Consider the following 25,404-nt stretch of genomic DNA (forward strand, 5'->3'; position numbering starts at 1 on the left):
GATGAGGGGGCTTCGGCACCTTCCGAGGTTGTCTCAGCTCGCCGACCTGCTTCGCAGGCCACCTCTCTCCAACGGGGAGAGGGAAGGCATGTGGGGTGCGTCTTCCGCCATGCTTTCTCCTGAACGTCAGTTGCGGGTGAGTATGCTCCCTCTCTCCGTCGGGGAGAGGGATAGGGATGAGGGGGCTTCGGCACCTTCCGAGGTTGTCTCAGCTCGCCGACCTGCTTCGCAGGCCACCTCTCTCCAACGGGGAGAGGGAAGGCCGGTGGGGTGCGTCTTCCACCGTGGCGTCGTCCCGACCGTCAGTTGCGGGAGACGAAAGGGAGCGCGCGCATTAGCTTTCCTAGAGTGCGCCCGCAGCTTCGGTCGCCACCTTCGGTCACCGCCCGCCGCGTTGCGCCAACGCTTTAGGTACCCGTTCTCCGCCGCGGCCTTCCGCCCGCGCCTGCCGCGCGGCGGTTCGCTGGCGCCTTCCACCGCCGGCTCGCGCCCGCCGTCCACCGGCGCCTTCCCCTGCGGCCTTGCCCCGGCGGCGCAATCGGCTTTCACTGGCGGCGCCGGATTCGAGGAGAATGGGGATGTACAGGGCGACCACGCGCGGCGTGCAGGTGACGGTGACGCCGCGCTTCGCGTCGGAGCGTTCCGATCCCGCGCGCAGCCAGTATTTCTGGGCCTACACCATCGAGATCGTCAATCTCGGCGCCAGCACGGTGCAGCTCATGACCCGCCACTGGATCATCACCGACGCGCTCGGCCGGGTGCAGGAGGTGCGCGGCGCCGGAGTGGTGGGCGAGCAACCGGTGCTGCCGCCTGGCGCGCATTTCGAATATACCAGCGGCGTGCCGCTGCCGACCTCCACCGGCTCGATGGAGGGCAGCTACGGCCTCGTCGACGAGGCCGGCGCCGTGTTCGACGTCGAGGTGCCGGGCTTCTCGCTCGACATGCCCGGCACCTCGCGCACGCTCAACTGAATGAAGGGCAGGGCTGGGACGTTGCCGCTTCCGGCGCATCGGCGAAGCGGCTATGCTCGCTTTCCGTGCAACCCGCCGTGACGAGCCGAGTCCTCGCTTCCGTGATCGATTTTCGACCGATCGCCGCCGTACTCGGCGTGCTGCTGGCCGTGCTCGGCACATCGATGATGATTCCCGCCCTGGTCGACGTGCTGGCGGGGGAGGGTGACTTCATCATCTATGCCGCCACCGCCGCCATCACCGTGTTCGTCGGCCTGTCGCTGTGGCTCGCCGGACGCACCGGCGAGGTGGAACTGCTCGGCCTGCGCCAGGCCTTCGTGCTGACCACGCTGAGCTGGGTGCTGCTCTCCTTCTTCGCCGCCATTCCCTTCATGTGGTCGGAGACCCGACTGTCCTTCGCCGACGCCTATTTCGAGGCGATGTCGGGGCTGACCACCACCGGGGCGACGGTGATCGACCATCTCGACGACCGGCCGCCCGGCATATTGATCTGGCGCGCCTTCCTGCACTGGTATGGCGGCATCGGCATCATCGTCTTCGCCATGGCCTTCCTGCCGATGCTGCAGATCGGCGGCATGCAGCTGTTCCGCGCGGAATCCTCCGACAAGTCCGAGAAGGTGCTGCCGCGCGCGGCGCAGCTCGCCAAGGGCATTCTCGGCACCTATGTGGCGCTGACCTTCATCTGCGGGCTCGCCTACCTGCTGGCCGGGATGGACGCGTTCGACGCGCTCACCCATGCGATGTCGACCATCTCCACCGGCGGCTTCTCCACCCACGACGCCTCGATCGGCTACTTCCACAGCGCCGCCATCGAATATGTGGCGATCGTGTTCATGATCGCCGGCTCGCTGCCCTTCCTGCTCTATGTGCGGGTGCTGGCCGGCGACTTCTCGCGGCTGTTCGCCAATACCGAGGTGCGGCTGTTCCTCAGCCTCATCCTGCTGTTCACCCTGGTCTCGACGTTCGAGCAGGTGCGCGGCGGCATCGCCGGGGGCGAGACGGCGCTGCGCCACGCGCTGTTCAACGTGGTGTCGCTGATGTCGACCACCGGCTTCGTCGCGGTCGACTTCACCCATTGGGGCCCGCCGACCGACGCGCTGTACTTCCTGCTGCTGTTCCTCGGCGGCTGCACCGGCTCGACCTCCGGCGGGCTGAAGACCTTCCGTATCGCCATTCTCGGCTCGGCGCTGGTGCAGCACCTCAAGCGCATCGTCTACCCGAACGGCGTGTTCCCGGTGCGCTATGGCGGGGCGCCGCTCGACGACGCGGTGGTCGCCTCGGTGCTGTCCTTCGGCTTCCTCTATCTCGGTGGCTTCGCGGTGATCGCCATCGCGCTGAACTGGATGGGCTTCGACCTCGCCACCGCCCTGTCCGGCGCCATCACCGCCATCGGCAATGTCGGGCCGGGCATCGGCCCGCATATCGGCCCGGCGACCAATTTCGCCGGCCTGCCGGACAAGGTGATCTGGATCATGTCCTTCGGCATGCTGCTCGGGCGCCTGGAGCTGTTCACCGTGCTGGTGCTGTTCCTGCCGAGCTTCTGGCGGCGGTGAGGATAGCGGCTGTAACGGACTTGCCGCGAACCGCGTGATACCGTCTATGCTCGGATGGATCGACGAAGCGGGAATCCGGGAGCGTTCATGCTGGCAGGCCGTACCACCACCGAGGAATTGCTGGCCTATCTGGTGAGTTTCGACACCACCAGCCGCAATTCCAACCTGCGGCTGATCGGCTTCGTGCGCGACTATCTGGAGGCCTTCGGCGTCGCCTCGGTGCTGGTGCCGAGCGAGGATGGCGAGAAGGCCAGCCTGTTCTGCACCATCGGCCCCGAGGGCGTCGGCGGCGTGTGCCTCTCCGGCCATTCCGACGTGGTGCCGGTGGACGGCCAGCCCTGGACCACCGACCCCTTCACGCTGACGCCGAAGGACGACCGGCTCTACGGGCGCGGTTCCTGCGACATGAAGGGCTTCGTCGCCGCCTGCCTCGCCAAGGTGCCGGACATGGTGGCGTCCAAGCTGTCGACGCCGATCCACATATTGGTCTCCTATGATGAGGAGCTGGGCTGCACCGGGGTGATCCCCGCTGTGCGCAAGCTGGGCGTCGACCTGCCGCTTCCCCGCGCGTGCATCGTCGGCGAGCCGACGCTGATGAAGGTGGTGGACGCGCACAAATCCGGCACCGGCTATGTGACGACGGTGACTGGCCGCGAGGCGCATTCCTCGATGCCGCAGCTCGGCGCCAACGCCATCTTCGCCAGCGCCGAGCTGATCGCCGAGCTCGACCGGCTGCGGGCGGAGCTGATCGCGGCCGGCGACGCCTCCGGCCGCTTCGATCCGCCGAACTCGACCTTGCAGGTGGTGGGCATCGAGGGAGGCACCGCCGGCAACATCGTGCCGCGCCGCTGCGTGGTGAAGTGGAATTTGCGCGGCCTGCCGAATTTCGACGAGGAGGCGCTGGTCGCTCGCTTCGAGCGCTTCGCCCGCGACGTCGTGCTGCCGAAGCTGCGTGTCGAGGCGCCCGAAGCGGAGATCGAGACCCACTTCACCTACCGCGTGCCGCCGCTGGCGCCGCAGCCGGGCTCGCCGGCCGAGCGCCTGGCGCTGCGGCTCGCCGGGCAGAACGCCACCTTCGCCGTCTCCTACGGCACCGAGGGCGGGCATTTCCAGGCGCAGGGCGTGCCGACCGTGATCTGCGGTCCCGGCTCGATCGACCAGGCGCACAAGCCGGACGAGTTCATCGAGGTGGCTCAGCTCCGCGCCTGCGAGCGCTTCCTCGACGGGCTGATCGCCGAGTGCACTTGAAAGTTGAATTTTCTAGATTCTACTCCTTATATGGCCGTGTGGAGGTACTTCAATAGGATTGGAGGGGCGGTCGAATGCACATGCTTGCGTTGCTGAGGTCGATTTCGTTTGAAAAATACGACGCATGGATCGTCATCATATTTGCCGCGCTCGGCTCTCTCCTGATGGTCCCAATGGGGATAGATACGCGGCTGTCGTTTCTCTATCTGTTCATGGGCGTCGTACTGTCCGTCGGCCTGAAAATCTCGAACGGGATGACGGTCAGATATTTCGCGATCCGCGAAATGGAGCTCGGCAAGACCAATGAAAAAGACAAGGCTGCGCTGGATCAGAAAATAAATGAAAATAAATCACGATTTTTCAATGCGGCGTTGTTTGCCATCATCGCCATGTTTCCGCCGCTCTTGTATTTCGGGCTGAAGAATTCGGATGCAAAATTCGATCTGAGAGGAATTGAGCTCTATCGGATCGAGGGCGGAATGCCATTGTTCGACGACCAGCTGCGAGAGATCGAGATCACGAACCTACCGCTCATGCGGAAGGATAATTTCCCGAGCTTCTTCGATATCCATCTGAAATACGCGAATGACAACATCCGAATGCTATCAAAAATGCAATCCGTATCGGACGGACCCATGATATCGGCGGTGATCGAAGACTACAGGTCGCTGACCGAGCTGATGTCGAACTATGTTCGTCTGGCCCATGAACTGCAGGCGCTGGAATATGAGCCCACACAGGCGAATCTCAGTACAAGAAATAGCCTGAAGAGTGAATTGGATCCCTATGTAGATAACATAAAGACCGGCTTTCCTGTCCTGAAGAAGGATTATTGTGCTTATATAAAATCCGACGAGTATAAGGTCGTCGCGGATGAGGTGGCGAAATATACCGGAAATAACTATAAATTCACGTCGGGTTTCTGCCTGAATGTCAATGTCAGCCGGCCGGTCAATCCGTTCCTGCTGAAATAGGCGGTACGATCGCGGGCGCCGCAGGACGCCGCCCGCGACGACGGGCTATTCGCCCTCTTCCGGGCCGACGATCTCCTCGGCCTTGAAGCCGTAGGAGCGGCCGCAGAACTCGCAGGTGACGACGATCTTGCCGTCCTCGACGAGGCTCTCGCGCTCCTCGCGGGAGAAGTTCGCCAGCACGCTGGTGACGCGCTCGCGCGAGCAGGAGCACTTGGCGACCACGTTCTCCGGCTCGAACACCCGCACGCCGCGCTCGTGGAACAGCCGGTACAGCAGCCGCTCGGCCGACAATTCGCCGTCGACCAGCTCGACATCCTCCAGCGTGCCGACCAGCGACTGGGCTTCCATCCAGGCGTCGTCTTCCTCCGCCGAAGGCAGCTCGGTGCCTTCCGGCGCGTCGCCCGGATGCAGGTCGACCGGGCGCAGGCGGCCGCCCTCGGTCGGCAGGAACTGCACCATCAGCCCGCCGGCCCGCCAGGACGAGGCGGCACCGCCCGGATGCACCTCCTCCGCCACCGCGAGGCGGACACGGGTGGGGATCTGCTCCGACTGGGCGAAATAGCGGTGCGCGGCATCCTCGAGCGTACCGCCCTCCAGCTGCACGATGCCCTGGTAGCGGTTGACGCTGAGGCCCTGGTCGATGGTCATGGCGAGATGGCCGGCGCCGAGCAGCTTGCCGCTGTCGAGCGGCTGGCCATGGCCGGTCGCGGCCTGCAGGGCCTCCAGCCGCTCGGCATCGAAACGCGCATAGGCGCGCACGTCCTGCGGTGCGGTGAAGTCGACCACCAGAAGGTCGACCGGCCCGTCGGTGCGGGTCTGCAGGATGAAGCGGCCGGAAATCTTCAGCGTCGAGCCGAGCAGCACGGTGAGCGCCACCGCCTCGCCGAGCAGCCGCTTGACCACCGGTGGATAGGCGTGATGCGCCATGACGGCATCAAGCGCGGTTCCGAGGCGGACGACGCGGCCGCGCGCGTCGAGGCCGTCGACGTGGAAGGGAGTGACCTGGTCGTCGACCGGCTCGGCGAGCGGGGCGCGGGAGGTCAGATCGGGATCGGGGGTGGGGATGGTGTGTGTCATGTCGCCCGCCGATATAGGTGCAAGGGTGGCATTGCGCGAGGGGCACAGGTCCGCGTCCCACGCGGGGCCGGGGCGCGGCCCGGCGCTGAAACCAGGAGGCGCCCCGCAGGGCGCCTCGCAAGTCTAACTCGCAGGCCTAGATCGCGGCGCCGTCGAGGCACCAGGCGAGGATGCCCTTCTGCGCGTGCAGCCGGTTCTCCGCCTCGTCGAACACCACCGATTGCGGGCCGTCCATCACCTCGTCGGTGACTTCCTCGCCGCGATGCGCCGGCAGGCAGTGCATGAAGATGGCGCCCGATGCCGCCCGCTTCATCAGCGCGCTGTTGACCTGGTAGGGCTTGAGCAGGTTGTGGCGGCGCTCGGCCTCCACATCGCCCATGGACACCCACGTATCGGTGACGACGCAGTCGGCGCCCTCGACCGCCTCTTCGGCGCTCGTGCCGAAGCGCACGCGCGCGCCGGTCTTCTTCACCCAGTCGGTGAGCGCCGGGCGCGGGGCGAGCTCGGGCGGGGTGGCGACGTTGAGCGCGAAGTCGAAGCGCTCCGCCGCCTGCACCCAGGAGGCCAGCACGTTGTTGGCGTCGCCGGTCCAGGCGACGGTGCGACCCTGGATCGAGCCCTTGTGCTCCTCGAAGGTCATCACATCCGCCATGATCTGGCAGGGATGGCTGTCGCGGGTCAGCCCGTTGATCACCGGCACGGTGGCGTGCGCGGCGAGCTCCTCCAGCGCGGCATGATCGAGGATGCGGATCATGATCGCGTCGACATAGCGCGACAGCACCTTGGCGGTGTCGGCGATGGTCTCGCCGCGGCCGAGCTGCATCTCGGCGCCGGTGAGCATGATCGTCTCGCCGCCGAGCTGGCGCATGGCGATGTCGAAGGAGATGCGGGTGCGGGTGGAGGGCTGGTCGAACACCATCGCCAGCACCTTGCCGGCGAAGGGCTTCTCCAGCGCCACCTTCTGCCGGCGCTTCTTCAGGTCGTGCGAGAAGCGCATCAGTTCGCGCAGTTCGCCGGCCGGCAGGGCGTCGAGGTCGAGGAAGTGCTTCACGCCGTTCTTGCTGTCGGTGCTCATGCCGCCGCTCCCGTCGAGGCGGCCAGCGAGGTCTCGATGCGCGCGCAGGCGGCGTCGAGCTTGGTGAAGGCGGCGTCGATCTCGGCTTCGCCGATATTGAGCGGGGGCAGCAGGCGCACGACGTTCTCCGCCGCCGCCGGGGCGAGCATGTGCTCGGCCCGCATGGCGGCGATCAGATCGCCATTCGGCACCAGCGTGCGCAGGCCGATGAGCAAGCCTTCGCCGCGCACCTCGGCGATAACAGCCGGGTGGCGGTCCTTCAGCTCGGCAAGACGCTGGCGCAGCCGGGTCGTGGTCGCCTGCACCTGATCGAGGAAGCCGTCGGCCAGCACCACGTCGAGCACGGCATTGGCGACGCTCATGGCGAGCGGGTTGCCGCCATAGGTCGAGCCATGCGTGCCCGCCGTCATGCCCTTGGCCGCCTCTTCCTTGGCGAGGCAGGCGCCGACCGGGAAGCCGCCGCCGATGCCCTTCGCCACCGCCATGATGTCCGGCGTGATGCCGGCCCATTCATGGGCGAAGAACTTGCCGGTGCGCCCGACGCCGCACTGCACCTCGTCGAGGACCAGCAGCAGCCCCTTCTCGTCGCACAGCGCGCGCAGGGCGCGCAGGAACGGCCACGAGGCCGAGCGCACGCCACCTTCGCCCTGCACGGGCTCGATGAGGATGGCGCCGGTCTCCGGGCCGATGGCGGCCTTCACCGCCTCGAGATCGCCATAGGGCACCTGGTCGAAGCCTTCCAGCGCCGGGCCGAAGCCTTCGAGATATTTGGCGTTGCCGCCGGCCGCGATGGTGGCCAGCGTCCGGCCGTGGAACGCGCCCTCGAAGGTGACGATGCGGCTGCGCTCCGGCGCGCCGTTCGCGTAATGGTACTTGCGCGCCATCTTGATCGCGCATTCCAGCGCTTCCGCACCGGAATTGGTGAAGAACATGGTGTCCGCGAAGGTCGCCTCGACGAGACGGTGCGCGAGTTTCTCCGCGCCCTCGATGCGGAACACGTTGGACAGGTGCCACACTTTGCCGGCCTGCTCGGTCAGCGCCGCGACGAGGTGCGGATGCGCGTGGCCGAGGACGTTCACCGCGATGCCGGCGGTGAAGTCGAGATATCGCTGTCCGTCCTTGGTAAAGAGCCAGGCGCCTTCGCCACGCTCGAAAACCAGGTCGACACGATTATAGGTCGGCAGGACGGGGTCGATCACCTGCCCCTCCTCTATTGATGACGGCTGTTGAAAGCCTGGGCCCAAAACGAAACGTGCCGCCCTTGCGGGGGCGGCACCCGATGTAGCGGATTTTAAAGCAACGCCGCCGGGGGTCAACATGGCTGGTCAATATGACAGACCGACAACGAGGGATCGGCAATGAAAAGCCGGCGGCATGGGATGCCGCCGGCCTCCCGGGCAGGCCCTGGGGCAGGCTCTGGGTCGGGGAAACGCCGGGTCGAGCCGGGGCTCGACCCGTGGCGTCACTCCTGCTCGTCCTCGAAGATCCACAGCTCCAGCGTCGGCTGCGGCTGGCCGGCGCGGTCGGACATGCCGAGGAAGCCCGGCACGCGGCGCTTCTGCTCCGGCGTCAGCGCGGCCACCAGCGGCTTGGCCGCGGCGATCACCGTCTTGAGGTCTTGCGCCCGCGCCGCCTCGGCGTCGGCGAGGCGCTCCAGTACCACGAGGAAGTCGGTCGCAGGCTCGGCCTTGGCGCGGGTCGCGGCGCGGGCGGCGCCGTTCTTCGCCGCCTGGCGGATGGCGGCCTCCACCGGGTCCCACAGCTTGGCCTGGTCGGGGGTGAGGCCGATCACCGTCTTCAGCGCGATCAGGCGGGCGTCGAGCACCGCCTGGGCGTCGGCCTCGGTATAGAGGTCGACCACCGGCGGCGGCGCATCGGCGGCCGGCGCGCCCGGCGGGGTGGTCTGCGCCAAGGCGGGACCGGCCAGCAGGGCGGCGACGGCGAGGGCGGCCATCGGGGCGAGGCCGGAAAGGCGGGTAAAGATGCGTGTCATGGGAGGTCTCCGCTCAGGCCGGGTTCACTGCCAGCCGCCATCGGGCAGGCGGCCATGGTAGGGCGTGTCGCGGCAGTGGCCCCAGGGCCCGCGCCACCAGCCGGGAGGGCAGCCATTGCCGTAATAGACCGGGGCGCCGGGCGGCACCGCATAGCCGCCGCCGGGCAACGGGCCGGTATAGGGGGTGTCGCGGCAGCCGCCCCACGGGCCGCGCCAGGCGCCGGGGCCGCAGCCCTGGGCGACCTTGGTGACGAGGGCGTCGGGGGAGGGCAGCGTCGCGGCGATCGAGGTGGCGGCGACCGGGGCGGCCGAGGCCGGCAAGGCGAGGAAGGCGGAGGCGGCCAGCACGGCCGAGGCGATCAGGCGGGAGGCAGCAGGCCGGGAAGTACGGCGGGCCGGCGCGGGGGCGGCGGCGTTTGGATACGGCGTCATCGGCTTCTCCATCAGGCGCAAATCAGGCGCGCCATGGATGCATGCCGGGCTTGCCGGAACAATGCCCCGGAAGGGGCACAAGGTCATTTCAGAGCCGTTCCAAACCGGACCGTGATCGGGCGGGCCGGACGTGCCGAGTCAAGTTGTTGATCCGACTCGCATCCTTAACCAAGTGTTGCGCCGGGGACTCTCAACTGGGGAAAACGATCGTTTCGGCTCTGAACGGACTGGGCGAGAGTCTACGCATATTGTAGCCTCACGACCGTCAGATACGACATCTCGTGCGACGGCAAATTCCATCGTGGCGTCAGCGGCAGCAATCCGGCCGATCATGTTCGGCCGGAAGCCTATTGGATTTTGCCTGCGCGGTCGATGAGCTTAAGGAGAAACAGCGATGAACTGGACGGACGAGCGCGTCGAGCTCCTCAAGAAATTGTGGTCTGAAGGCCTGTCCGCCAGCCAGATCGCCGCCGAGCTCGGTGGCGTGACGCGTAACGCGGTCATCGGCAAGGTCCATCGCCTCGGCCTCTCCGGCCGCGCCAAGGCGGCGCCCGCCCCGGCGGCCCGCCCGCGCAAGCCGCGCCCGGTGGTGGCCGTCGCCGCCCCGGCCCGCCCGATGGTCTCCGGCAACACCGCGCTCGCGCCGGTGATCCGCCCGGTGATCGAGGTCGAGCCGGAGGAAATGCCGGATCCGGTCGCCAACGTCATCCCGATGGCCGAGCGCTGCTCCATCCTCGAACTCACCGAGTTCACCTGCCACTGGCCGGTCGGCGAGCCCGGCAAGGGCGACTTCTATTACTGCGGCAGCCGCACCAAGACCGGGCTGCCCTACTGTGCCTACCATGCCCGCATCGCCTATCAGCCGGTGCAGGACCGCCGCCGCGACCGCCGGGTCGCGCGCTGAGGCGTTCCCGCTGAGGTCTCGCGCCGGCCGCCATGTGGCCGGCGTTTCGAGGCCGGCGTTTTCAGGCTGACATTGGCGCAGGCGTGGAGCAGCCCCATATTGGGGCGCATCCATCCCCGGGCCGAGCATGCTGTTTCGAAGGCCATCGACCACCCGTACCGAAACCCGGACGCCCGCGCCGCGCGAGGCGACCTCGCTGGCGCTGCGCGTCGACGGGCGCGAGGTGATCGTCACGCTGCGCCGTGACGCGCGGGCACGGCGCTACACGCTGCGCGTCCGAGCGGCGACCCGCGACGTGGTGCTCACCATGCCCGCGCGCGGCAGCCTGAAGGAGGCGATAGCCTTCGCCGAGCGCCATACCGGCTGGATCGCCGTGCGCCTCGCCCAATTGCCGGTGGTCGTCGCCTTCACCCCCGGCGCGACGGTGCCGCTGCGCGGCGTGCCGCACGTCATCGTGCATCGCCCCGGCCAGCGCGGCACGGTGTGGACCGAGGCCGGCGCCGACGACGCGCCGCTGCTCTGCGTTGCCGGGGAAGTGGCGCATGTGGCGCGCCGGGTCGCCGATTTCCTCAAGCGGGAGGCGCGGCGCGACCTCACCGAGGCGAGCCGGCGCCATGCCGCGGCGCTCGGCGTTTCGATCAGCCGCATCACCCTGCGCGACACGGCGAGCCGCTGGGGCTCCTGCTCCTCGACCGGGGCGCTGTCCTATTCCTGGCGGCTGATCCTCGCCCCGCCCGAGGTGCTGGACTATCTCGCCGCCCACGAGGTGGCGCATCGCCGCGAGATGAACCACGGCCCGCGCTTCTGGGCGACGGTGGACAGGCTGTTCCCCCGCCGGCACGAGGCCGAGGCGTGGCTGAAGCGGCGTGGCGCCGAGCTGCACCGTTTCGGCGCCGAGGCGGAGTGAGGCGGGGCCGGTGCGATCCGGCCCGCTGCCGGTGTCGGCGCGGCGTCTCCGGCAGAGGAGGTGTCCGGGCCGGCCGAGCATGGGGCGGTTTCAGGCCGGGAAGCTCATGTCGGACGGTTGTCGCTCGGGAGTTCCTGGAGAGGGGTGGCCCGTGCAGCGGTGCGGGGCTGTGCGACCGGGACGCGAAGAAGACCCCTCTCCCCAACGGGAAGAGGGAGAAGAGGGTGCGGCTCTCAATCCTGGCGTTCGTCCCGGACGGTCCGTCAGGACCGGGCCGGGATCGTACGGGAGGCGAAGAGCGGACGGGCGGAACGTGCTCCCGGCTCTCCGCTGGGTGGGCCTGCCCTGGCGGCTCTGAAGGCAAGATCCAAGCGGCCGGACGGCAGCTGCGGGGGGCGTGGGACGGCCGTCGAACCCGGTTTTCCGGTGGGGGGAGCCTGCCTTTGACGTACTGGCGGCGAGATCCGAGGGACCGGGACGGCGGCTGCGGGCGGTCGTGGGGTGGCCGGGAGCATGGCGGGGATGGCAATCGCCCGGGGCGCTCCGCCGGCGGGGCCGACGCCTCAGCCGCCGAACAGCTTGTCGAGCAACCAGTTGTCGATGGTGGCGGGCTTGCGCTGCGCCTGCGGGCCGCCGGTGACGACCGGCTCTTCCGGCACGTCGCCGGGAGGCAGGTTGGAGGGCGCGATCTGCGGCTGCTCCATGCCGGCGCCGGGCAGCGGCACCGGCGGCACGTCCTTGTGTGCCGCCTTCATCACCTGGCTCCACACCTCCACCGGCACGCCGGCGCCCGACGCCTTCTTGGTCGGCGAGGAATCGTCGTTGCCGAGCCAGACGGCGGCGATGAGCCGGCCCGTATAGCCGATGAACCAGGCGTCGCGATAATCCTGGCTGGTGCCGGTCTTGCCCGCCACCGGCCAGCCGGGCAGGTCGACGCGCTTGGCGGTGCCGGTGAGCACCACCTGCTGCAGCATGCGGTTCATCATCGACACGTGCGGCGGTGCCATCACCAGGCCGCGGTTCGGCGAGGGGGCGTTGTAGAGCAGCTTGCCGCTGGCGCTGTCCTTGACCTGCTGGATCACATGCGCGGCGACGCCGTAGCCGCCATTGGCGAAGGGCGCATAGGCGTCCGCCATCTCCAGCACCGAGACTTCCGAGGTGCCGAGCGCGATGGAGGCGTTGGGCTCCAGCTTGGAGGTGACGCCGAGGCGCTGGGCGGTCTTCACCACCTCGGCCGGTCCGACTTCCAGCGCGAGGCGCACCGCCACCGTGTTGAGCGACAGCGAGATCGCGGTCTTCAGATCGACCGGGCCGCGATACTCCTTGCTGAAATTCTCCGGCTTCCAGCCCTTGATCTGGATCGGCGCATCCTCGCGCACGCTCTCCGGGGTGAGGCCGCGCTCCAGCGCGGTGAGATAGACGAACGGCTTGAAGGACGAGCCCGGCTGGCGGCGGGCGGTGACCGCGCGATTATACTGGCTCTCCTCATAGGAGCGTCCGCCGACCAGCGCCTTGACCCCGCCATCGGTGTCCATCACCACCAGCGCGCCCTGCTCGACGCCGAGCTTCTTGCCGCTCTTGGCCAGCGCGTCCTTCAGCGCCTTGTCCGCCACCGCCTGCAGCGACATGTCGAGCGTGGTCTGCACCACGACGTCGTGCTCGATCGACGGCAGGATGGTCTTGAGCTGGTCGGCGACCCAGTCGGCGACGTAGCCAGCGACGTCGGAGGAATTGTTCTTCGCCACCGTCGCCGGCTTGGCGAGCGCCGCCTGCTCCATGTCGGCGGAGATGAAGCGGGCATCGACCATGGCGTCGAGCACGACGGACGCGCGCTGCTGCGCGGCTTCGAGATTGCGCGTCGGCGCCAGCGAGGAGGGCGACTTGACGAGGCCGGCGATCATCGCCGCCTCGGCGAGCGTCAGCCGGCTCGCCGGCTTGTTGAAGTAGCGCTGCGCCGCCGCCTCGATGCCCCAGGCGCCGGCGCCGAAATAGACGCGGTTCACATAGAGCTCGAGGATCTCGTTCTTGGAGTATTTGGTCTCCAGCCAGATCGACAGGATCAGCTCCTGGATCTTGCGCGAGAGGGTGCGCTCCTGGGTGAGGAACAGGTTCTTGGCGAGCTGCTGGGTCAGCGTCGAGCCGCCCTCGCGCAGCCGCCCGGAGGTGAGGTTGGTGACGAGCGCGCGGGCGAGGCCCATCGGGTCGATGCCGAAATGCGAGTAGAAGCGCCGGTCCTCGATGGCGACGAAGGCCTGCGGCACGAAGGGCGGCAGCGAGCGCAGCGGCACGGCCGAGCCGCGCATCTCGCCGCGCGTGGCGATGGTCTTGCCGTCGTCGGACTGGATGATGATGGTCGGCGGCCGCTCGGGAATGGCGAGGTTCTGGATCGGCGGCAGCTGGCCCGCCTCGTAGAAGATGAGGCCGGCGACGCCGACGACACCCCAGATGCCGAGCACGAAGCTCCAGTAGAACAGCCGCGACAGCAGGCCGCGACGCTGCGGGCCGCGCCCGCGTCCGCCGGAGGAGGCGCGGGAGCCGGCGCTGCCCTTGCCGGAGGATCCCTTGCCGGACGAGCCGCCGGATTTGCGCGAGGAGGAGCCGCCGCCATTGCGGGCCATGGTGGTGGGACGGTCGTCGGGCGACAGGCGCAGGTCGCCGTGAGCCGTCGATGCGCTCAGCATCGGCTCGCGCCGTTCCCTCTCGCCATTACGTCCTGCCATACGCGCGGAATGCCCCCGAAAACCGCCGGTAAACGAAACCTAAACCGTGGCGGTTAAACGTGGGGTTAAGGGCGAAATCGCGGCGCGTTATTATTCTCAACAGGTTGCGCCGCAAGCGTTCCGGTCGTTCCCGTGGGGCATGCCCGCGCGGGCGGGCGCTCGTCCGGCGGTCCCTCGGTGCCGTCCTGGGTCAGTGCGCGACCGAGTTCGAGAACAGGCTGACGGTGACGACGCCGGCGAGGATCAGGCTGAGGCCGATGATCGCGGGCAGGTCGAGCGGCTGCTTCAGCCACAGCCAGCCCGCCGCCGAGACCAGCACGATGCCGATGCCGGTCCAGATCGCATAGGCGATGCCGGTCGGCAGCACCCGCAGCGCCAGCGACAGGAAATAGAACGAGATGCAGTAGCCGACCAGGGTGATCACCGTCGGCACCAGCCGGGTGAAGCCCTCGGTCGATTTCAGCGTCGTGGTGGCGATCACCTCGGCGGTGATGGCGATCAGCAGATAGACATAGGTGAGTAGCATAGGGGTTCCGGCGGGCATCAGGCGGCGGGAGAGGCGTCGGAGGTCGCGCCGGCATTGGCTTCGTCGTCGGCGTCGAGCACCTGAAGCAGCGCCCGGCGGATCGCCGAATGCCGGGCGGCGCCGATGATCTTCGCTCCCATCAGGTCGGTGACGTAGAACACGTCGACCACCCGCTCGCCGAAGGTGGCGACATGCGCCGAGGCGATGTTGAGGTTGAGCCGCGACAGCGTCTGGGTGAGGCCGTAGAGCAGGCCGGGCCGGTCGAGGCCGGCCACCTCCACCACGGTGTGGCGGTTCGACCAGGAATTGTTGAGCGTCACCTCCGGCTCGACGGTGAAGGCGCGCGGCCGCTTGGGGATCTTCTTCGCCACCACTTCCGGCAGCCGGATCTCGCCCGACAGCGACTTCTCGATCGCCGAGGCGATGCGGTCGGCGCGGCGGATCTCGTCGCTGTCCTGCTCGAAGGCGCGGGTGAGCGCGATGGTATCGAGCGCCCGCCCGTCGGTGGTGGTGCTGATCTGCGCGTCGACGATGTTGGCGCCCGCCGCCGCGCAGGCGCCCGCGATCACCGCCAGGAGCTTGGGATGGTCGGGCGCGAACACGGTGAGCTCGGTGATGCCGCGCCTGGGGTCGGTGCGGCTCGCCGTGGCCAGCGCCCGGCCCTGCGCTTCCGCCGCCAGGATGAAGTTGGCGTGCTCGACCTTGTGCTCGAGATCGACCCGCAGCCAGTAGCTGGGGTAGAGGCGGTCGATGTAGCGCTCCAGCGCCTCCGGCTCCCAGCCGGAGGCGGCGCCGGGCACGGAATCGCCCGACATGGCGGCGCGGAACTCCGCCTGCGCCCGGCCGACGCGCTGGTTGCGGTTGGATTCCGAGAAGCCGCCGGTGACCACCGGCTCGGTCTCGTAGAACAGGGTGCGCAGCAGCTGCGACTTCCAGTTGTTCCACACGCCGGGGCCGACGGCGCGGATGTCGGCGGTGGTGAGGATGAGCAGCAGCTTCATCCGCTCGAGGTTCTGCACCACGGCGCCGAAATTCTCGATGGTCTTGCGGTCCGACAGGTCGCGCGACTGGGCGATGGTGGACATCACGAGGTGCTCCTCGATCAGCCAGGCGACGGTCTCGGTGTCGGCGGCCGACAGGCCGAAGCGCGGGCACAGCTTGCGGGCCACGCGGGCGCCGGCCACCGAATGGTCCTCCGGCCGGCCCTTGGCGATGTCGTGCAGGAACACCGCGACATAGAGCAGCTGGCGGTTCTTGATCTGGTGGATCACCTCGTTGGCGATGCCGTATTCCGGGCGGTCGCCGCGCTCGATCTCGGCGAGCACGCCGATGGCGCGGATGAGATGCTCGTCCACCGTGTAGGAGTGGTACATGTTGAACTGCATCATCGCGACGATCTTGCCGAATTCCGGCACGAACCGCCCGAGCACGCCGGTCTCGTTCATCCGCCGCAGCACGATCTCCGCGGTGTCGCGCGCGGTGAGGATCTCGACGAACAGCCGGTTGGCTTCCGGATTGTCGCGCACGCCGGCGTCGATGAGCTTCAGCGAACGGGTGGCGAGGCGCATCGCGTCGGGATGGAAGGCGAGGCCCTTCTTCCCGGCAAAATAGAAGATGCGGATCAGGTTGACCGGATCGCGCTCGAACACCCCGGCATCGGCGATGTTGATGCGGTCATGATCGACGATGAAGTCCGGGCTTTCCTTCAGCAGGCGGTTCGGCGAGCGGCGCAGCCGGGCGATCATGCGGTTGAGCCGCGGCACCGGCTTGTCGTGCCGCTCCTCCAGCGCCGAGGAGACGATGGCGGTGAGGTCGCCGACGTCCTTCGCCACCAGGAAATAGTGCTTCATGAAGCGCTCGACGTCCTTCAGGCCGGGATGCTCGACATAGCCGAGCCGCTCGGCCATCTCGCGCTGCAGGTCGAAGGACAGCCGCTCCTCCGCCTTGCCGGCGAGGAAGTGCAGATGGCAGCGCACCGACCACAGGAAGCTCTCGCAGCGGCGGAACAGCGTCGCCTCTTCCGGCGTGAACACGCCCTTGGCGACGAGGTCGCGGGTCTCGCGCACCCGGTAGACATATTTGGCGATCCAGAACAGCGTGTGCAGGTCGCGCAGCCCGCCCTTGCCGTCCTTGACGTTCGGCTCGACGAGGTAGCGCGAGGCGCCGGCGCGCTTGTGGCGGTCCTCGCGCTCGGCCAGCTTGGCGGCGACGAATTCCGCCGCCGTGCCCTCGACCACCTCGGCATCGAAGCGGCGGATCAGCTCGCTGAACAGCTCCTCTTCGCCGAGCAGCAGGCGGGCTTCCAGCAGCGAGGTGCGGATGGTCATGTCGCCGCGCGCCTGGCGGATGCACTCGTCCACCGAGCGGGTGGCGTGGCCGACCTTCAGCCCCATGTCCCACAGCACGTAGAGAATGGATTCGGCGACGCTCTCGCCCCAGGCAGTCTGCTTGTAGGGCAGGAGGAACAGGATGTCGGTATCCGAACCCGGCGCCATCAGGCCGCGGCCATAGCCGCCCACCGCGACGATCGCCATGCGCTCGGCGGTGGAGGGGTTGTCGGACGGGTAGAGATATTTCACCACCAGCTCATGGACCAGCTGGATGATCTCGTCCTGCAGCCGCGACAGCCGCTCGGCGCAGCGGCGGCCGGAGCCATCCGCCATCAGCCACTTCTCGGCGACCTTGTGCCCTTCGCCATAGGCGAGCTTCAGCCGGCGGGCGACGGCGCTGCGCAGATCGATGCCGTTGCCGGGCTTGTCGCCGTTGAACACACCCTCGGCGAGTACCTCCAGCTCGGCGCGCATGGCGTCGATGTCGAACAGCTCCCGGAAGGGCGGCTCGGTACGGCGGCGGCGGGGCTCGATCATGGCAGGGTCCGGCGTGAAGGGTCTTCCGCTTTAGCCGATCCCGCCGCCGCCGTCATCGGCGGCGAGGCGGTAGCGGGCGGATCGGCGTGCTTTTCGAACGAGATACCGGCGAAGCGTACCCCCAAACGCGCACATGCCCGGCTCGCGCCGGGCATGTCGGAATGTCGGTCGGTGACGGCCGGGGTGGCACCGGGGAAAGTGCCTCTTGGCCCGGCATCACCGGGGCGCCGTCAACTGGACGACGTCACCGGGATGGCGTCACTGGGTCTTGGGCGCCGTGGCGCTGGTGCTCTGCTCCAGCGTCTTGAATTCCGGAGCGGAATTCAGCTCCTCCTTGGTCAGGGCTACGACGATCTTCTCGCCGTCCTGGGTCGGCGTCGCGGTCAGCGATTTGAACGACACGGCGACGGGCTTGGCACCGATGCCGAGGAATCCGCCTACATCGATCACCGCGGCGGCGATCGTGCCGTCACGCTCCACCAGCACGTCGCTGATCGAGCCGAGCTTCTCGTCGGTCGAGGTCACGACATCGGTGCCGATCAGGTCGGAGCCGAGCCACTGGGTGCCCGTCTGGGCGCTGACGAAGATCGGGGTGTTCGGCACCGCCGTGCTCTGCGCGCTGGCGCTGGGCATGGTGGAGGCCGGAGCATTCGGCGAGGCCGGCGAGGGCGACGTCGCATTGGGCAGGGTCTGCTCGTTGGCCGTGTCGGGCTGCTGCGAACTGGGCGAGGGGCTCTGGGCAAACGCCACGGCGGGGGCGAGAGACAGGGCCGCGAGGGCGGTATAGGTAACAATCCTGTTCGTCATCATCGTACTCCCGTCAAAGATAAAATTTGATCTTCAAGCGGTCTTGCGACCGTCTGCCGGGATAACGACACCTATACTGTTTGGTTCCGAATTTTTATCTGAGCATCTGGCAGATATTACATTCATACCATTCATTCAATCGTCGAAATATCTGCCAAGCAGACGGTGAGATTCTCGGTGGGGATGTTCGGCCGTAGGCCGCCGAGCGCGGAGAGGCAGCCGCGCGGCATGGCGGCGGGGGCCGTGCCGGCCGGTGTCGGCGGCGTGCCCGGCGCCTTGATCTCGATGGCGGGCTTCGGCAGAGCCGGCGGCACGTCGCGGGCGAGATCGGGAGCCGGGGCCGCCGCCGGGGCGGGCGGAACGAGCGTCGCCGGCACGGTGACGTCGAGGCGGTGGCCCTTGGCGGCGCGGTTCACCATCGGCGACTGCGCCACCGCCGGCGCCTCGATCACCCGCGGCAGCGGCGCCGGCACGCGTTCGGGGGTGAAGGCGAGCGCGGCGAGCGGAAGCGCCGCCGCCAGCCCGGTCGCGGCGCCGAAGAGGTAGGCGGTGCCCATGAAGCCGGCTCTTGCCAAGCCGGCTCTTGCCAAGCCTGCCCCGGTCTTGCCGGCGTGCGTGGGAGCGATGCGCGAGGTCGCGGCGCCCGGCTTCACACGTTCCGGCGTGGCGCGTTCCGGCGTGGCGCGTTGTGGTGAGTGGCGGCCAAACATGTCTCGAACCCTCCGGCGAAGGCGCGTGACGGCATCGCGCGCGAGGGCGCGGCATCCGCGTCCTCGTCGGGAAGTCCCACGAGCTTTTGAGAAAACCAGCGACGCCCCGCCTGCTGTGCCAGCGGCGTCGCCATAGTTAACGCAGAGCTAACCGTGAAGTTCCGACCCGCTCAACGGGAAAGGGTGAGGTGATGCTCGGGCACCGAAACGTGGCAGACCAGCCCGTCCGGGTTGAAGGCGAGCTCGACCTCGCCGTCGAGGCCACGGGCGAGATTGCGCTCGATCACCAGCGAGCCGAAGCCGCGCGAGGCCGGCGGGACGACGCGCGGGCCACCCTTCTCGGTCCAGCTCAGTTCGAAGCCGCCGCCGGCCTCCGGCTGGCGCCGCGCCCAGTGGATCGCCACCTTGCCGCTCGGTACCGACAGGGCGCCATATTTGGCGGCATTGGTGGACAATTCGTGCAGCGCGAGGCCGATGTTCTGCGCCGCCTCCGGCTTCAGGAACAGGTCCGGGCCGGCGATGGAAATGCGGTTGGTGTCCTGGTCGAGATGATGGCCCAGCTGCGAACGCACCATGTCGTGCAGCGAGGCGCCGTGCCAGCTTTCCTGCACCAGAAGGTCGTGCGAGCGCGACAGTGCCTGCAGCCGGGCGCTGAACTGCTCGACGAAATGGTCGATGGTGTCGGAGTGGCGGGCAGTCTGCCGCGCCATCGCCTGGATCACCGCCAGAAGGTTCTTGGAGCGATGCGTCAACTCGCGCATCAGCAGGCGCAGATGGCGCTCGTTCTCCTTGCGGTCGGTGATATCCACCGCCGCGCCGGTGAGCCCGACCGTGGTGCCGGCGAGGTCGCGCAGCGGTTCGATATGGACGTCGTACCACATCTGCGCGCCGGCCTCCTCAACCTCCACTTCGCCCTTGCGCGGCTCGTTGCTGGCGAGCGCCTCGCGCTTGAGCAGGGCGAGCGGGTGGGCCCGCATCTCGCCCAGCAGGTCGGCGTCGCTGGCGCCGAGCACCTGCTCGACAGGGAAGCCGAAGAGCGGCTTGCTGATCGAGGTGTAGCGCAGCTCGCGGTCCTGGGTGAAGATCGATACGTTGGAGCCGCGCAGCGCCATCTCGTAGCGCTGCAGCGCGGTGGCGAGCTCCAGAGCCAGCCGCCGCTGCTCGGTGGCGACATGCCCCGGCGAGGGCAGCGCGACGAGCGCCTTGAGATTGGTCCACAGCGCCACGGCGCCGATCACGATCAGCCCGGCGAGCCCGAAGCGGATGGTCGACTGCACCCAGGGCGCGACGCCCTCATAGTCGATGGCCGCGGCCAGCGACAGCATCCCGATGGTGAGCATCAGCGAGGCGAGCAGGAACACCAGCAGGCGCATGCGCAGCGACAGGTCGGTGCGCAGATACAGAAGGCGCATGAGCGCAAGCGTCATGGCGAAGGACGACACGACACTGACGGTGCGCGCCATGTCGTCCACGAAGTTGAGCTCGATGAACGGCATGCCTCAACTCAGGCGGTGGCGCGCTGCTCCCGGGGCCGCGCCTTGCGCTCGAAGAAGAGGGCCTGGCTGATCACGGCAGCGACCATGGAGGGCTGGAAGGGCTTGGCGATCAGGAAGGCCGGCTCCGGTCGCACGCCGGTGAGGAAGCGCTCGGGATAGGCGGTGATGAAGATCACCGGCACCTCGACGCTCTCGATCAGCTCGTTCACCGCTTCGAGGCCGGAGGAGCCGTCCGCCAGCTGGATGTCGGCGAGCACGAGGCCCGGCGGCTTGCGGCGGGCGAGGCTGACCGCCTCGGAATGGGTGCGGGCGATGCCGGTGACCCGGTGACCGAGGCTCTCCACAAGCCCTTCGAGATCGAGGGCAATGAAGGGCTCGTCCTCGATGATGAGGACATCGGTGGCGATCTCCGCCGCCAGTTCACGCCCGGCCTCCTCGACGAGGTTGCGCAGCGTGGCGACGTCGATGTCGAGCACCGCCGCGGCTTCCTCCTCGCTGAAGCCCTCGAGCGAGACCAGAAGGAAGGCCTGCCGCACCGGCGGGGTGATATGGCCGAGCCGCTGCTCGCCCCTGATCGGCGGCGGGCCGGGATCGGCGCGCCCGTTCAGCGTCACCGAGTCCCACAGGCGGGTAAGGAGCTTGTAGAGTGCGATGCGCGGACCGGCCGGATTGTCCAGGACGCCCGGATCGGCGATCAGGGTTTCCAGCAGGGCCGTGACATACGCGTCGCCAGCGGCCTGGCTCCCGCTCAGCGCGCGGGCATAGCGGCGCAGGAACGGCAGATGCTGCGCGACAATTTGCGAGGTGCTCACACGCGTCTCCCCAAGATGCATTCGGCAAAGCGTTGGTTAACTCTCAACAGCGAGCATGGTTCCTGACGGGCTGGCATTATTCGTTTCAAATTTTTCCGCGACGCGGGAACTCACTTGCCCATCATCGGTTATCGACAGCATGAAGCGACGGAGGCTCCTGTCCAACCGGTTTTCGGAGGCTCGATGTCGGGAAGAGATAAAATGACGACCGAAGACGAGAATGAGGGACGGGCAACAGGGGGCGATGCCATGGCAGCCATCCCGCCGCGCGCGCCGTCTAGCGTACTGGATGGCGACATCCAGGCGAAGATCGGGCAGCATCTGCGCGCCATGTATGACGACGTGGTCCGGCAGGGGGTGCCCAACCGCTTCCTCGACCTGCTTGCCCAGCTCGACCAGCCGCCCGCTGCGGGCAGCAAGAAGCCGGGCGGAGGTGCTGGCACGTGAGCAACCTGGATCCCGGGCTGCGTGACGAGATCATTGGCGCCATCCCCAATCTGCGGGCTTTCGCCATCTCGCTGAGCGGCAGCGTCGACAAGGCCGACGACCTCGTGCAGGAAACCCTGCTGCGCGCCTTCGCCAACATATCGAGCTTCCATCCCGGCACCAATCTGTCGGCGTGGCTGTTCACCATCCTGCGCAACCTGTTCCGCTCGGAATACCGCAAGCGGCGGCGCGAGGTGCCCGATCCCGACGGTGCCTTCGCGGCGACGCTGACCACCAGTCCGGACCAGAACAGCCATCTCGACTTCGAGGATTTCCGCACCGCGCTCGAAAAGCTGCCGCCCGACCAGCGCGAGGCACTGGTGTTGGTCGGCGCCTCCGGCTTCTCCTATGAGGAGGCGGCGGAGATCTGCAAATGCGCGGTCGGCACCATCAAGAGCCGCGTCAACCGCGCCCGCAACCGCCTCGGCGAACTGCTCGCCCTCGATTCCGCCGAGGATCTCGCCCCCGAAAAGCCGATGAGCGTCTCGCTCTCCGCGCCCGAACGCTTCTGAACCTTCCGCATCCCGTAAAGGCCCGGTGGAGCGTGGCGTCGCGCTCCGCCGGGTTTTTGCGCGTGCGCGCCTGCGCGCTCGGGCCGGCAAGGCATCCGCTCGAACAAGGCATCCGCGCGAACAAAAACGCCCCGCCGCCGTGTCCGGCGCGGGGCGTCGTCGCAGGGTCGGGCGCCGGGAGGAGGAGGCTACGGCGCGCGCCGGCCGCGCAGCATCCCGAACACCGCGGAGACGACGAACAGTATGATGGCGACGAAGAAGATGATCTTGGCGATCTCGATCGCGGTGCCCGCAATGCCGCCGAAGCCGAGCACGGCGGCGATCAGCGCGATCACGAGAAAGGTCAGGGCCCATCCCAGCATGACAGAACTCCCAGCTATGCGGCGGCGACGGCCGCCTTGCCGATGCGCGGGCGTCGATGCCGCCCTGCCGGATCAACGGCACAATCGCGCGGGAGTTCCGTAACCGGCTCAGGACCGGAGCGGATTCGGATTCAGATCCGCTTGGCGAGGTCGGGAGCGACCGCCTTGGCCTCGGCGATCAGCGCCGCGACCAGCGGGGTCATCGGCTCCCGGTCGAGGGCGACGAGGCCGATCTGGTGCACGATCTCCGGCTCGGCGATCGGGATGGAGCGGATCGAATTGGGGAAGGCGAACACGTCGGCCAGCGTCTTGGCGACCACGCTCGACCACTGGCCGGTGCGTACATGCGACAGGAGCGCGATGGTGGAATTCGCCTCCAGCATCGGCTCGGCGGACTGGCCGGTCTCACGCAGCTGCCGGTCGACGATGCGGCGGTTCTGCATGTCCGGGGTGAGCAGGCACAGCGGCACCCGGGCGATCTCCTCCCAGGTCACCTTCTGCCGGTCGCCGAGCGGCGCGTTGACCGAGGTGAGGAAACGGTAGCTCTCGGTATAGAGCGGCACCGCCTTCACCCGGCCGAGCGGGTCATTGTCGAGATAGGTGACGCCGGCATCGGCCTCAAGATTCTCGATGAGGCGCAGCACCTCGTTCGAGCTCGCCGAGATGAGGGTGAAGCGCACGTCGCCATGCTTCTGGTGGAACGGTGTCGTCAGCTCGGAGAGCATCGGCATGGCGGTCGGGATGGCGGCGATGCGCATGTGGCCGGACAGGCCCTTGCGCAGCGTGGCGATCTCCTGCCGCATGGCGCGGGTGTCGGCGATGATGCGCCGCGCCCATTCCAGCGCCCGCTCGCCTTCCGGCGTGAAGCCGATAAAGCGCGAGCCGCGCTCGACGAGGCGCACGCCGAGCGCCTCCTCCAGCTGCTTCAGCCCGGCCGACAATGTCGGCTGGGTAATGCCGCAGGCTTCGGCGGCGCGGCCGAAATGGCGTTCCTTGGCGAGGGCGAGCAGTAGTTCGAAACGGTCGATCACTCGTACGCATTCCCGGCGCGTGGGCGAAAGCCGTTATGTATCAGAGGTGATAGCTTTTGCGAATTAGACAGTTGAAAAACGCGATGCTTCGTCGCGCCACCCCGGCCGGGGCTATTCCGCCGCGCCGCGCAGCCCGGAGGGATCGGCCGCTTCGCCCTCCGGCGGCTCGGAGAACTCCATCTGGGCGATGCGCCCGCCGCGCCGGGCGATCTTGTCGGCGGAGGTGAGCGCCTGGGCGACGTCCTCGCTCGCCTGCCCGAAATGCCGGGCGAGATTGCCGACGCGCTCGCGCAGCCGCTTCACATCCTCCACCAGCGCGCCGCACTCGGCGCGGATGCGGTCGGCCTGCTCGCGCATGCGCGCATCCCGGGCGATGGCCTGCACCACCTGCACCGCCAGCATCAGCAGTGAGGGCGAGACCAGGATCACCCGGGCGCGGAAGGCCCGCTGGATGACCTCGTCGAAATGCTCGTGCAGCTCGGCATAGACCGACTCGGACGGCACGAACATCAGCGCGACGTCCTGCGTCTCGCCCACCACCAGATAGCGCTCGGCGATGTCGGCGATGTGCTTGCCGACATCCTGCTTCAGCCGGGTCTCGGCCTGCCGGCGTGCCTCGGCGCTGGGGGATTCGCGGAAGGCGGTGATCGCCTCCAGCGGGAACTTCGAATCGATCAGCAGCGGCCGGCCGTCGCCGGGCAGGAACACGGCGCAATCGGCCCGTCGGCCGCTGGCCAGCGTGTGCTGGAAGGCGAAGGTTTCGCGCGGCAGCGCGTCCGAGATGATCGCCTGTAGCCGGCCCTCGCCGAAGGCGCCGCGCGCTTGCTTGTTGGCCAGCGTCTCGCGCAGGCTCATCACTTGGCCGGAGAGCTCGCCGAGGCTGGCGCGCGCCTGATCGACCATGGCGAGCCGCTCGTTGAGCTTCATCAGGTTCTCATGCGTCGCCTCATTGGCGCGGGCGAGGCTCTCGCCCATGCGGTAGGAGCTGGCGTCGAGCCGCTCGGCCACCGCGCGGGCGAGCTCGCTCTGCCGGTGGGCGAGGAGTTCGCCCATCGACTGCACGCGGCCGGCGGTTTCCGACTGGATGCGGGCGAGCTCGATCAGCCGGGCCTCCAGCTCCTCGGCACGCTCAGCCTGCTCGTCGGCCTCAACAGTACGGGCGCGCGCCTGCCGCGCCACCGCCACCAGCACGGCGACGAGCAGCAGGAAGGCGAGTGCGGCGCCGCCGGCCACGAGCTCGGCGAGGGTCACGGCATGCCCGGCGATGACGAACAGAAGCTGGTCCATGGCTCCGCTTCTAGCAGATTCCGCGCCGTATACGAACGAAAAGGGAACATCGTGGTTTCGAGACCGTTGACCGGCGGGCGCGCGTCGCTTATCTCCCCGGCATGTCCGTACGCCCGCTTGTCATCATTCCCGACAACCGCCTGCGCCTCGTCTCCGACCCGATCGTGCGCGTGGATGCGCGCGTGCGCGCGCTCGTCGACGACATGTTCGAGACCATGTACGACGCGCCGGGCATCGGCCTTGCCGCCGTGCAGATCGGCGTGCCCGAGCGCATCGTCACCGTCGACGTCGGCAAGCGCCGGGCGAAGGAGGAAGAGGGCGACGAAGAGGGGGAAAAGAACCCCATCGCGCTGATCAACCCGGAGATCGTCTCCGCCTCCGAAGAATTGTCGGTCTACCAGGAAGGCTGCCTGTCGATCCCCGATTACTACGAGGACGTCGAGCGGCCGGCGCGGGTCAAGGTGCGCTACATGGACCTCAATGGCGAGATCCAGGAGATCGACGCCGACGGCCTGCTCGCCACCTGCGTGCAGCACGAGATCGACCATCTCAACGGCGTGCTGTTCATCGACCACATCTCCAAGCTCAAGCGCGACCGGGTGATCAAGAAGTTCACCAAGGCGGCCAAGGAGCGGACCGCCCGCTAGCGCGGGC

General features: G+C 68.1%; 24 protein-coding genes. 9 read left to right on the forward strand and 15 right to left on the reverse strand.

What is annotated here, in order from left to right; translation table 11 throughout:
• Positions 1-578 precede the first annotated feature (578 nt).
• The 4 genes from apaG (at position 579) to KHC28_RS24850 (ending at position 4,746) form a co-directional block, all read left to right on the forward strand.
• A complete protein-coding gene (apaG, locus tag KHC28_RS24835; protein WP_214011060.1) occupies positions 579-971 on the forward strand; it encodes a Co2+/Mg2+ efflux facilitator ApaG/CorD in 393 nt (130 codons plus the stop codon).
• A 101-nt stretch (positions 972-1,072) separates the two neighbouring features.
• On the forward strand, positions 1,073-2,524 hold the full coding sequence (locus tag KHC28_RS24840) for a TrkH family potassium uptake protein (protein ID WP_214011061.1): 1,452 nt from the start codon (positions 1,073-1,075) through the stop codon (positions 2,522-2,524).
• 87 nt (positions 2,525-2,611) lie between these two features.
• On the forward strand, positions 2,612-3,772 hold the full coding sequence (gene argE, locus KHC28_RS24845) for an acetylornithine deacetylase (protein WP_214011062.1): 1,161 nt from the start codon (positions 2,612-2,614) through the stop codon (positions 3,770-3,772).
• A 74-nt stretch (positions 3,773-3,846) separates the two neighbouring features.
• Positions 3,847-4,746 carry a hypothetical protein gene (locus tag KHC28_RS24850; protein ID WP_214011063.1) on the forward strand — a complete coding sequence of 300 codons (900 nt, stop codon included), beginning with the start codon at positions 3,847-3,849 and terminating at the stop codon, positions 4,744-4,746.
• 45 nt (positions 4,747-4,791) lie between these two features.
• Here KHC28_RS24850 and KHC28_RS24855 read toward each other — a convergent pair whose 3' ends face one another.
• The 5 genes from KHC28_RS24855 to KHC28_RS27600 form a co-directional block, all read right to left on the reverse strand.
• Entirely contained in the window at positions 4,792-5,823 is a 1,032-nt protein-coding gene (locus KHC28_RS24855; RefSeq protein WP_214011064.1) for an Hsp33 family molecular chaperone, read from the reverse strand.
• 136 nt (positions 5,824-5,959) lie between these two features.
• Positions 5,960-6,898: an ornithine carbamoyltransferase gene (argF, locus tag KHC28_RS24860; RefSeq protein WP_214011065.1), complete on the reverse strand. Its 939-nt coding sequence runs from the start codon at positions 6,896-6,898 to the stop codon at positions 5,960-5,962.
• Positions 6,895-8,097 (reverse strand): aspartate aminotransferase family protein, encoded by a 1,203-nt coding sequence (locus KHC28_RS24865; protein ID WP_214011066.1) that lies wholly within the window; start codon positions 8,095-8,097, stop codon positions 6,895-6,897. The genes argF and KHC28_RS24865 overlap by 4 nt, the downstream gene beginning before the upstream one ends.
• 263 nt (positions 8,098-8,360) lie before the next feature.
• Complete coding sequence (locus KHC28_RS24870) at positions 8,361-8,891, reverse strand: Spy/CpxP family protein refolding chaperone (protein ID WP_246565183.1); 531 nt, start codon at positions 8,889-8,891, stop codon at positions 8,361-8,363.
• Between the two features lie 24 nt (positions 8,892-8,915).
• Entirely contained in the window at positions 8,916-9,251 is a 336-nt protein-coding gene (locus tag KHC28_RS27600) for a GCG_CRPN prefix-to-repeats domain-containing protein (protein ID WP_376772805.1), read from the reverse strand.
• A 466-nt stretch (positions 9,252-9,717) separates the two neighbouring features.
• Between KHC28_RS27600 and KHC28_RS24880 the strand changes: the two genes are divergently transcribed.
• On the forward strand, positions 9,718-10,227 hold the full coding sequence (locus KHC28_RS24880) for a GcrA family cell cycle regulator (RefSeq protein WP_214011067.1): 510 nt from the start codon (positions 9,718-9,720) through the stop codon (positions 10,225-10,227).
• A 127-nt stretch (positions 10,228-10,354) separates the two neighbouring features.
• Positions 10,355-11,134 (forward strand): M48 family metallopeptidase, encoded by a 780-nt coding sequence (locus KHC28_RS24885; RefSeq protein ID WP_214011068.1) that lies wholly within the window; start codon positions 10,355-10,357, stop codon positions 11,132-11,134.
• 563 nt (positions 11,135-11,697) lie between these two features.
• On the opposite strand, the gene KHC28_RS24890 is transcribed toward KHC28_RS24885, so the two are convergent.
• From KHC28_RS24890 to KHC28_RS24920, 7 genes are all read right to left on the reverse strand, one after another.
• The gene (locus KHC28_RS24890) at positions 11,698-13,854 is read right to left on the reverse strand and encodes a transglycosylase domain-containing protein (RefSeq protein WP_214011069.1); all 2,157 of its coding nucleotides are present in this window, start codon (positions 13,852-13,854) and stop codon (positions 11,698-11,700) included.
• 190 nt (positions 13,855-14,044) lie between these two features.
• Positions 14,045-14,380, reverse strand: a complete 336-nt coding sequence (locus KHC28_RS24895) for a DMT family transporter (RefSeq protein ID WP_214011070.1) — start codon at positions 14,378-14,380, stop codon at positions 14,045-14,047.
• Positions 14,381-14,397: 17 nt separating this feature from the next.
• A complete protein-coding gene (locus tag KHC28_RS24900; protein WP_214011071.1) occupies positions 14,398-17,247 on the reverse strand; it encodes a [protein-PII] uridylyltransferase in 2,850 nt (949 codons plus the stop codon).
• 258 nt (positions 17,248-17,505) lie between these two features.
• Positions 17,506-18,054: a PRC-barrel domain-containing protein gene (locus KHC28_RS24905; protein ID WP_214011072.1), complete on the reverse strand. Its 549-nt coding sequence runs from the start codon at positions 18,052-18,054 to the stop codon at positions 17,506-17,508.
• Positions 18,055-18,185: 131 nt separating this feature from the next.
• Positions 18,186-18,764, reverse strand: a complete 579-nt coding sequence (locus KHC28_RS24910; protein WP_214011073.1) for a hypothetical protein — start codon at positions 18,762-18,764, stop codon at positions 18,186-18,188.
• Positions 18,765-18,934: 170 nt separating this feature from the next.
• Positions 18,935-20,260 (reverse strand): HWE histidine kinase domain-containing protein, encoded by a 1,326-nt coding sequence (locus KHC28_RS24915; RefSeq protein WP_214011074.1) that lies wholly within the window; start codon positions 20,258-20,260, stop codon positions 18,935-18,937.
• 8 nt (positions 20,261-20,268) lie between these two features.
• Positions 20,269-21,072, reverse strand: a complete 804-nt coding sequence (locus tag KHC28_RS24920; RefSeq protein ID WP_312893334.1) for a response regulator — start codon at positions 21,070-21,072, stop codon at positions 20,269-20,271.
• Between the two features lie 249 nt (positions 21,073-21,321).
• On the opposite strand from KHC28_RS24920, the gene KHC28_RS24925 reads away from it, so the two are divergent.
• Positions 21,322-21,519: a NepR family anti-sigma factor gene (locus KHC28_RS24925; RefSeq protein WP_214011491.1), complete on the forward strand. Its 198-nt coding sequence runs from the start codon at positions 21,322-21,324 to the stop codon at positions 21,517-21,519.
• The gene (locus KHC28_RS24930) at positions 21,516-22,070 is read left to right on the forward strand and encodes a sigma-70 family RNA polymerase sigma factor (protein ID WP_312893335.1); all 555 of its coding nucleotides are present in this window, start codon (positions 21,516-21,518) and stop codon (positions 22,068-22,070) included. The genes KHC28_RS24925 and KHC28_RS24930 overlap by 4 nt, the downstream gene beginning before the upstream one ends.
• A gap of 188 nt (positions 22,071-22,258) precedes the next feature.
• On the opposite strand, the gene KHC28_RS24935 is transcribed toward KHC28_RS24930, so the two are convergent.
• The 3 genes from KHC28_RS24935 to KHC28_RS24945 all read right to left on the reverse strand — a co-directional run bounded on the left by KHC28_RS24935 (position 22,259) and on the right by KHC28_RS24945 (position 24,750).
• Positions 22,259-22,432, reverse strand: a complete 174-nt coding sequence (locus KHC28_RS24935) for a DUF1328 domain-containing protein (RefSeq protein WP_214011076.1) — start codon at positions 22,430-22,432, stop codon at positions 22,259-22,261.
• Positions 22,433-22,563: 131 nt separating this feature from the next.
• Complete coding sequence (locus KHC28_RS24940; RefSeq protein ID WP_214011077.1) at positions 22,564-23,463, reverse strand: LysR family transcriptional regulator; 900 nt, start codon at positions 23,461-23,463, stop codon at positions 22,564-22,566.
• A gap of 111 nt (positions 23,464-23,574) precedes the next feature.
• A complete protein-coding gene (locus KHC28_RS24945; RefSeq protein WP_214011078.1) occupies positions 23,575-24,750 on the reverse strand; it encodes a DNA recombination protein RmuC in 1,176 nt (391 codons plus the stop codon).
• Positions 24,751-24,851: 101 nt separating this feature from the next.
• Here KHC28_RS24945 and def point away from each other — a divergent pair, with 101 nt between their 5' ends.
• Complete coding sequence (gene def, locus KHC28_RS24950) at positions 24,852-25,397, forward strand: peptide deformylase (RefSeq protein WP_214011079.1); 546 nt, start codon at positions 24,852-24,854, stop codon at positions 25,395-25,397.
• The last annotated feature ends 7 nt before the right edge of the window (positions 25,398-25,404 follow it).

The organism is Ancylobacter sonchi, assembly GCF_018390695.1.
Taxonomy (GTDB): domain Bacteria; phylum Pseudomonadota; class Alphaproteobacteria; order Rhizobiales; family Xanthobacteraceae; genus Ancylobacter; species Ancylobacter sonchi.